Source organism: Mycobacterium sp. E2479 (genome assembly GCF_001667925.1).
In the GTDB taxonomy this organism is placed as follows: Bacteria; Actinomycetota; Actinomycetes; order Mycobacteriales; family Mycobacteriaceae; genus Mycobacterium.
The window spans coordinates 1-673 of sequence record NZ_LZJR01000036.1; the positions used below are offsets into that span (position 1 = coordinate 1).

Here is a 673-nt window from a genome sequence, read left to right on the forward strand (position 1 = left end):
ACGTGGTCGGATTCATTGGCGCACAACGAAGTCCGAGTGATCAGCGGCGTACCCGTGACCTCCGCGGCGCGCACGGCGGACGTTGCGGTGGCCCTTATAGCGTTTCGTGAGCAACTCGGCTTCGGTGATGTCGAGTTTCGTTGCCCGCGCCAGTGCGTCGAGAGCTGCGACGGCTTTGCCGATGGGGTTGCGGCAAGCGATATCGAAGGCCGTGCGCGCCGCGGAGGTCACGGGTACGCCGCTGATCACTCGGACTTCGTTGTGCGCCAATGAATCCGACCACGTGTTGATGCCGGGCGGTGGACGGCGGTGCTGGTAGACCAGCTGCGCTGGTGCTCGGTGGTCGACCCATCTTGCCCCGTGCAGCGCCGACGCGGACCGCCCGGCGACGATGCCACGCCGCCGTGACCACAACCATGCGGCGCGTGCACGCGATGTGGCGGTCAGTTCAGTGCCGGGGGCGACGTAGACGTCGGGGTGCAGCGCGACGAATCGACTTCGCAGCCGGTGCCGGTTAAGGGCGCCGGTTGCGAGCGCCTCGCTGCCGATGAAGGGTTCGCGCACGCGAGCAGTGTGGCGCGAAGGACTGACAACGTCGCCGAACGTGAACTCAGGGCGAGAATTCAGCCAATGTCTCGCCGTGTGTGCACGCTCGGCGCAGAAAGTGACCGCA

General features: G+C 66.4%; 1 pseudogene. It reads right to left on the minus strand.

The features are described from left to right. Positions 1 to 66: 66 nt before the first annotated feature. Positions 67 to 564: pseudogene (locus A5686_RS03975) on the minus strand (hypothetical protein); the annotation flags it as partial. Positions 565 to 673 lie beyond the last annotated feature (109 nt).